Origin of the sequence: Pseudonocardia kujensis, from assembly GCF_021283305.1 — a bacterium.
GTDB classification, from domain to species: Bacteria; Actinomycetota; Actinomycetes; order Mycobacteriales; family Pseudonocardiaceae; genus Pseudonocardia; species Pseudonocardia kujensis.
Genome location: NZ_JAJSOK010000133.1, coordinates 1 through 6,218 on the forward strand (window position 1 = coordinate 1; position 6,218 = coordinate 6,218).

Consider the following 6,218-nt stretch of genomic DNA (forward strand, 5'->3'; position numbering starts at 1 on the left):
AGGACCCCACGCCCTCCAGGGTCTGACCGCCTCAGCGGCTCGGCGACATGCAGGGGGCTCGGCGACGTGCAGGCGGCTGTCGCCGAGCTCCCCGGCCCCAGACATACCCCCCTACCAGCGGGACGGTGAACAGGTGAACGACATCGCCATCGAGGGCGGCCTGGTCTGGGCCGGACCAGGCACACACCACGTGAACGGCCTCGTCGTCATCCGGAACGGGATCATCACCTACGTCGGGCCCGCCGACGATGCCGCGGTGCCCGCCGGGACACGACGTATCGACGCGACCGGCTGCACCGTCCTGCCCGGTCTGATCGACGCGCACGTGCACCTGACGACCAACTCCGACCACGACAACGTGGTGGCGAGCAGCACCTTCCGTGGGCAGGTGACCAAGCCGGCCAAGCTTCTGCACGGGCTGCGCAACGCCCGTCGCGCCCTCGCAGCCGGTTTCACCACCTTACGGGTCATGGGCCACCGCGACGTCGGAGAGATCGAGCTGCGCGACTTCGTCGAGCAGGGCCTGACCATCGGCCCGCGGCTACTGGTCTCCCCGTGGTGGATCACCATGACCAACGGCCACGGCGACCTGTTCTACCCGCCGTACACCCCCCGCCGCCGCTGGGACACCGCCGACGGCGTCGACGAGTGCCGCAAGCTTGTCCGGCTGCAAGCTCGCGAGGGCGCCGACTTCATCAAGGTCATGGCCAGCGGCGGGATGTCCCCCGGTGAGCAGCCCCACTGGCCGAACTACACCGTCGCCGAGCTCGCCGCGATCGTCGACGAGGCACACGACCTCGACCTACGGGTCGCCGCACACGCACTCTCGATCGACGGGATCCGCCGCAGCCTCGCTGCCGGGGTCGACAGTATCGAGCACGGCTCCTACCTGGATGAGCCGACCGCCAAGGAGATGGCCGAGCGCGGCACCTACCTGGTTCCGACCATGGCCTTCAACGACTGGTGCCAACGCGAGGGAACACGTCGCGGACTCACGCCCGAGGGGGTGGATGATCTGCGCGACGCCCATGACCGCACGCTCGAGGCCTTCGCCATCGCCCGCCAGGCCGGAGTCCGGATCGCCATGGGCACCGACTCCTCCGGCACGCTGTGCCCCTTCGGTGCGCACGCCCGGGAGCTGGAGCTCTACGTCGAGCACGGCCTCACACCGGAGGAAGCACTGACCACGGCCACGGCTACCGCGGCCGAGCTGCTCCAGCGCGAACACCAGATCGGCAAGCTCGCGGCCGGCTTCGCCGGGGACGTCGTGGTCGTCACCGGCGACGTGCTGTCCGATATCCGGCTGCTCGGTGACCAGAGCAACATCGCGCACGTCCTCACCGCCGGTGTGGACCGCAGCGACTATCTCGCCGCTGCGTCGTCGGTCCTCAGTTGACCGCGGCGCCAGGTCGAGCGGGCCGGCACAGGGAAAGCAGGAATGCATGAGTTGGGTTCGTGTTCGAGGCTTCGACTGCTTCGTGGCGGAGTTCGGTAGCGGTGACCACTCTGTCGTGTTGATTCACGGGTGGTGCAGCGACTCGACCGACTGGGCCGACCAGATTTCTGCTTTCGCCGGCGACGCGCGTGTGGTGACACTCGACCTGCGGGGGCACGGGCATTCCGAACGGACCGCGAACGGGTACGGGAGCGTGGAGCTCGCCGAGGACGTGATCGCCGTTCTCGACCATCTGGGCCTGAGCGACAGCCATCTGGTCGGGCACTCCCTGGGCGGCATCATCACCAACCTGATCGCTGTGCGTCGCCCGGACCTGGTCCGCTCGGTCCTGCTGATCGACCCGGCCTACGGGCAGCCCGAGGAATGGGAGGGCCAGGTTCGCACGATCATCGGGGACCCGGCTTCCGCCGACAGCGCAGAACGCGCCGCGGTGGCAGCCGACCTCGAGCCGGAGGTGCACAACAGCGTCACCGCCGCCCGCCGGATCCGACGCCGGCTACAGGCGCTCGCGCTCGGCCCCGAGGTCGTCTGGCCCACCTATGCCGGCATGTGGTGCGGCACGGACGCGCCAGGGCTTCGCCCTCAGACCGAACGCGCGATCCGCGAGCGCCACCGGCCGGCACTGTGCATCTACGCCTACGAGCCGACCTACACCTGGGAGTCGCACCTCGTCGACGAGCTCGGTCTCGATACCCGGGTCGAGCTCTGGACAGGCGTCACCCACTTCCTGCACCAAGACGACCCGGAGCGATTCAACAAAGTCGCATCAGCCTGGTTCGACGCGAATCGCCGGTAACTCTGACAAGTACTCCGTCAGTACTTCTGACCACAGAAAGGAAGCGGCAGAATGCCCTACGTCGAAGTGAAGGTTTTCGAGGATCGCTTCGAGGACCCGACATTCGCGCAGCGGATGGTCGAGGCGGTCACACAGGCCATGACGTCGATGCTCGGCGAGGAGGTCGGCGCGGAGTCGACCGTCGTCGTCCAAGGCGTCCCGCGCAACCGCTGGGGCCACGGCAAGCTGATCGGCTGACCCCACAGGCGGCGCGCACTGATCGCCGATGAGCGCCGCTCAAAATTCACTCGCACGACTTCGACAACCCGAGCCGAAAAGTAGATCAATGGCCTCCAAACTGAGTATCGGTCCGCTGCCCGTTGACCAGGCGGAGTTGCGGCGGGCCTACAGCTGTTTCCCCAGCGGTGTGACAGCTGTCTGTGCACTGGACGACGAGGAGCCCGTCGGGATCGCAGCGAGCTCGTTCACCTCTGTCTCGATCACTCCACCGCTGGTGTCGGTCTGTGTGGCACACAGCTCGACGACTTGGCCGCGGTTGCGGCAGCTACCCCGGCTGGGGGTGAGCGTGCTCGCCGACGGCCAGGAGGCGCTGTGCCGCTCACTCGCGGCGAAGGACCGCGACCGGTTCGCCGACGTGCCGTGGGAGCCGAGCGAAGACGGCGCCATCTTCGTCAGGGGCGCTGCAGCATGGCTCGACTGCTCGGTGCACTCCGAGCTGCCCGCGGGCGACCACGACATCGTGCTGCTGCAGATCCACCGTCTGACCGCAGATCCCCGCAACGAGCCGCTGGTCTTCCACAGCAGCCGGTTCCGTCGTCTCATCGCACTCGACTCCTGAGCCAGCAGCCATGTCGCGAGCCGGGCAGTCCCGACCCCTCTCACCCGTGGGCCGCCTCGAGGGTGTCCGCTCGACGAGTCCGCCGCGACACGGCCGCCCTGCCGCCCATGCTTCCGACCGGTGGACCGTTTCCCCGACCACCACAGCCGTCAGGCAGCCCCGACGATGACATCAGCCACGGCCGTCGCAACCGGCACGGTTCCCCAGGCTGGACCCGCTTCGCCTCCCGAAGACCGGCGGAGCGTCCAACCGCGGACGTAACGAGGCAGTATGGTTCTCCCAGCGTCAACGAGGACCGGGCACGTGGAAGGGAATTGTGGAGTGCGAGCGAGACCTCGTTCCGATGCCACCCGCCTCGCCCTCCTCAATGCAGCCCTCGACGTTGCTGCCGAGTACGGCGTCAAGGGGGTCACCCATCGACGGGTCGCCAGCGCCGCCGGCCTGTCCCTCGGGCTGACCAGCTACCACTTCGCCAACCTCGACGATCTACTACTCGAGGCGTTCCGGCTCTTCGTCTCGCACACCTCGGCCTTGTACGAACGCCAGTTCCACGAAGCCACCGACCTCGAGTCCATGATCGACGCGGCCCTCGCCGTCGTGAACGCGATCAAGGACAGTGCCCGAGAACGCACCTTGCTCTACGAGCTCTACGCCCAGAGCGTCCGGGACCCCGCGTACCGAGAGCTCGTCGCTTCCTGGGCGGAATCAGCACGCGCGGGTGTGGAACGTCTCTACAGCGCACGCACCGCCCGGTTCCTCGAGGCCGCCTGGGAAGGCGCCAGCGCGCAGCTGATCCAAGGTCGCGACGATCAGTCCGACGATGAACTACGCGACCTGTTCCGCCTGATCCTGCTTCAAGACTCGAACGAGCTCACAGGTGGCACCACCGCAGGCACCCGTCCCGGCTGAGAGCGTGCTCGGGACGATCAACTGGCGGGGTGTGGAGGTGCGGCGTAGGTGCAGTGGGCGCCGCGGGCGAGACGTTGCCGAGGGCGTACGGCGCCGGCGTGGACGCCCTGTCGCGGGCGACGGTGGCGTCCCCCGCGGCCAGGGTCACGACCTGGCCGATGACGATCGCCAGGCCGGCATGCAGGAGAAGACGACCGACTGGGCGAAGAGGATCGGCAGGCAGCAGTGCTCAGCACCGGCACGAAGGTCTCGACCGGTCGACCCGGGCGATGTCGGCGCGACGGAGATCGGCGCGCTGGGGGGCGGCGAGGCTCCCTCGGTGAAGGCAAAGATCAGCACTACGGCGGCGGCGTCCAGCCCGATCAGCACGCCTCCGAGCTTGGCGACAGGGACGACGAAGGCCGTCGCCGAGCGACCTCGCTCGCCGACGGCCAGGCTGTGCACATCTCGCTCGTGCCCCGTCGGTCAGCACGGACTCCAGGCTGTTCGCGTGCCGCAGCCGCCGTGTTGCTCGACGGTGATCTGCTGCTGTCGAGGACCAGTCCCCGCCGTGTCGCCGGGCGGTGGTCAGCATCGACAGCGAGCCCTGCACGGAGACGCTGGGGAACCTGCTGTCCGCACCTCCGCCTCTGCGCAGGCCGGGCAGTAGGACACCGCATCGCGCCCGCGCAGTCGTAGCCCCACAGGTGCATGCCCAGCACCCCGAGCGCCCGAGCTCGTCGGCGATCTCGTTCGGCGGCCCTCACTCACCGAGTCGTCGGTCAAGGCCCGGCGGACGGGGTCCCCCGGCAGCGGAGCGCAGGACACGACGTCTCGTCACGACGGCACCAGGTCCCGGCCGAGCGCGTAGGCCGCGCGCAGGTCGAGGCCCTCGTAGACGACGGCGCACCGGTCGCGCAGCACGTCGGTGGGGTTGATCCCGACGGTGCGGGTGAGCCGCTCGAACAGCAGCACGTCGGAGCGGGAGTCGCCGTAGGCCGTGCAGTCGTCCTCGCTCAGCCCGAGCTCCGCGAGCAGGCCGAGAGTGATGTCGACCTTGTCCTGCAGGGTGAGCAGCGAATCCGTGGTCGGCGGGCGGCCGGGCACGACGTCCGAGCCGAACGTCCGGTGCGCCCCCCACCCCTCCAGCCTGCGCACGAAGAAGTGCGGGGACTGGGAGATCACGGCGATGTGTTCGCCGCGGGCCCGGATGTCCGCGAAGACCTCCGGGACGCCTTCGATCCAGGCGGCGGCTGCGAAGGCGGCGTCGATCTCGGCATCGGAGGCGTCCATCCAGAGGGGCAGCACGGACTCCCAGAACTGCAGGTCGGTCAGCTCTCCGGCGTTCCAGGCCCGTTCGACGGCGTCCGCGACCTCGAACGTGCCGAGGTGGCGCGACAGTTCCACCGTGGCGGCGCCGCGCAGCAGCGTGCCGTCCATGTCGAAGACGTGCAGGCGGGTCATGCTTCTCCTAGCGGGTGGCTCGGTGCGCCGCCGGGGAGGGGCATGGCGCGGGGACCGAACGACCGCGTCAGGCCCAGACGGCCATCTCGGTCGAGACGGTCCGCATCGGACCGACACAGTCTCTGTAGGAGGACTCCGGAGCCTCACGCTGACAGTTCGCGATCAGCTCGGTGAAGTCCCACTTCCTGAGCAGCTTGCCGTCACGGAACACCAGCTGCAGCACGTGCTCCGGCTCGATGTCACTGGCCACAGGCTCTGTGCCCTCGGGTACAGCGGGTAATGGCAGTGCTTGTCGTTGTCCGTGTCGATGATCAGGTCGTCGAGAGACCCATCTTTCACCCACGCGACAGTCGGTTCTCCCCATACGGCGCTTCACGGGATCGCCCGAGCTCAGTCCTCCCGGCGCCGCCGGCGAGCACCGGTTCGTTCTCACTGCTCAGGCGGTGACCACGGGGGCGGCGTCGAGGACCCGCCGCCGCATCGTCGCGAACAGCGGTCCGCCGGCCTCGGCAGCGCTCAGCGCCGCGACCCACTCCGGGTCGGCCAGCATCGCGTTCCACTTCCGTTCGAGGTCGGCGAGGTCGTCGAACCGCAGGGTGTAGACGAGTTCGCCCCAGGAGTGCTCGCCGATCATGGTGCGGCCGGCGCTGACCAGCTCCATGCCGTGCTTGGCCAGCATCGGCATGGTGGCGGAGGTGAAGAGGTCGATCACCGCCCCGAGCCGCCCCGGGGCGGCTACGTACTCGCGGACCTCGTAGATCACGCCTGCTCCTTTC

The 6,218-nt window shown here is 68.8% G+C and carries 9 protein-coding genes; 5 read left to right on the plus strand and 4 right to left on the minus strand.

The window, feature by feature from the left end; translation table 11 throughout:
- Nucleotides 1–133: 133 nt before the first annotated feature.
- The 5 genes from LWC35_RS38430 to LWC35_RS38450 all read left to right on the plus strand — a co-directional run bounded on the left by LWC35_RS38430 (nucleotide 134) and on the right by LWC35_RS38450 (nucleotide 3,999).
- On the plus strand, nucleotides 134–1,396 hold the full coding sequence (locus tag LWC35_RS38430; RefSeq protein ID WP_232875520.1) for a metal-dependent hydrolase family protein: 1,263 nt from the start codon (nucleotides 134–136) through the stop codon (nucleotides 1,394–1,396).
- Nucleotides 1,397–1,442: 46 nt separating this feature from the next.
- On the plus strand, nucleotides 1,443–2,252 hold the full coding sequence (locus LWC35_RS38435; RefSeq protein WP_232875521.1) for an alpha/beta fold hydrolase: 810 nt from the start codon (nucleotides 1,443–1,445) through the stop codon (nucleotides 2,250–2,252).
- Between the two features lie 51 nt (nucleotides 2,253–2,303).
- Nucleotides 2,304–2,489: a tautomerase family protein gene (locus tag LWC35_RS38440; protein ID WP_232875522.1), complete on the plus strand. Its 186-nt coding sequence runs from the start codon at nucleotides 2,304–2,306 to the stop codon at nucleotides 2,487–2,489.
- Nucleotides 2,490–2,577: 88 nt separating this feature from the next.
- On the plus strand, nucleotides 2,578–3,090 hold the full coding sequence (locus LWC35_RS38445) for a flavin reductase family protein (RefSeq protein WP_232875528.1): 513 nt from the start codon (nucleotides 2,578–2,580) through the stop codon (nucleotides 3,088–3,090).
- Between the two features lie 321 nt (nucleotides 3,091–3,411).
- Complete coding sequence (locus LWC35_RS38450; protein WP_232875523.1) at nucleotides 3,412–3,999, plus strand: TetR/AcrR family transcriptional regulator; 588 nt, start codon at nucleotides 3,412–3,414, stop codon at nucleotides 3,997–3,999.
- 144 nt (nucleotides 4,000–4,143) lie between these two features.
- Here LWC35_RS38450 and LWC35_RS38455 read toward each other — a convergent pair whose 3' ends face one another.
- From LWC35_RS38455 to LWC35_RS38470, 4 genes are all read right to left on the minus strand, one after another.
- The gene (locus LWC35_RS38455) at nucleotides 4,144–4,443 is read right to left on the minus strand and encodes a hypothetical protein (RefSeq protein ID WP_232875524.1); all 300 of its coding nucleotides are present in this window, start codon (nucleotides 4,441–4,443) and stop codon (nucleotides 4,144–4,146) included.
- Between the two features lie 372 nt (nucleotides 4,444–4,815).
- Complete coding sequence (locus LWC35_RS38460) at nucleotides 4,816–5,442, minus strand: HAD family hydrolase (protein WP_232875525.1); 627 nt, start codon at nucleotides 5,440–5,442, stop codon at nucleotides 4,816–4,818.
- A 67-nt stretch (nucleotides 5,443–5,509) separates the two neighbouring features.
- Nucleotides 5,510–5,692, minus strand: a complete 183-nt coding sequence (locus tag LWC35_RS38465; protein WP_232875526.1) for a hypothetical protein — start codon at nucleotides 5,690–5,692, stop codon at nucleotides 5,510–5,512.
- 186 nt (nucleotides 5,693–5,878) lie between these two features.
- Nucleotides 5,879–6,218 (minus strand): NIPSNAP family protein (locus LWC35_RS38470; protein ID WP_232875527.1); only part of this gene is annotated, 340 nt, incomplete at its 5' end.

Coding starts and splice junctions, on each gene's coding strand:
- LWC35_RS38440 (WP_232875522.1), top strand. CDS start 2,304: ATGCCCTACGTCGAAGTGAAGGTTTTCGAGGATCGCTTCGAGGACCCG.
- LWC35_RS38445 (WP_232875528.1), top strand. CDS start 2,578: ATGGCCTCCAAACTGAGTATCGGTCCGCTGCCCGTTGACCAGGCGGAG.
- LWC35_RS38435 (WP_232875521.1), top strand. CDS start 1,443: ATGAGTTGGGTTCGTGTTCGAGGCTTCGACTGCTTCGTGGCGGAGTTC.
- LWC35_RS38460 (WP_232875525.1), bottom strand. CDS start 5,442: ATGACCCGCCTGCACGTCTTCGACATGGACGGCACGCTGCTGCGCGGC.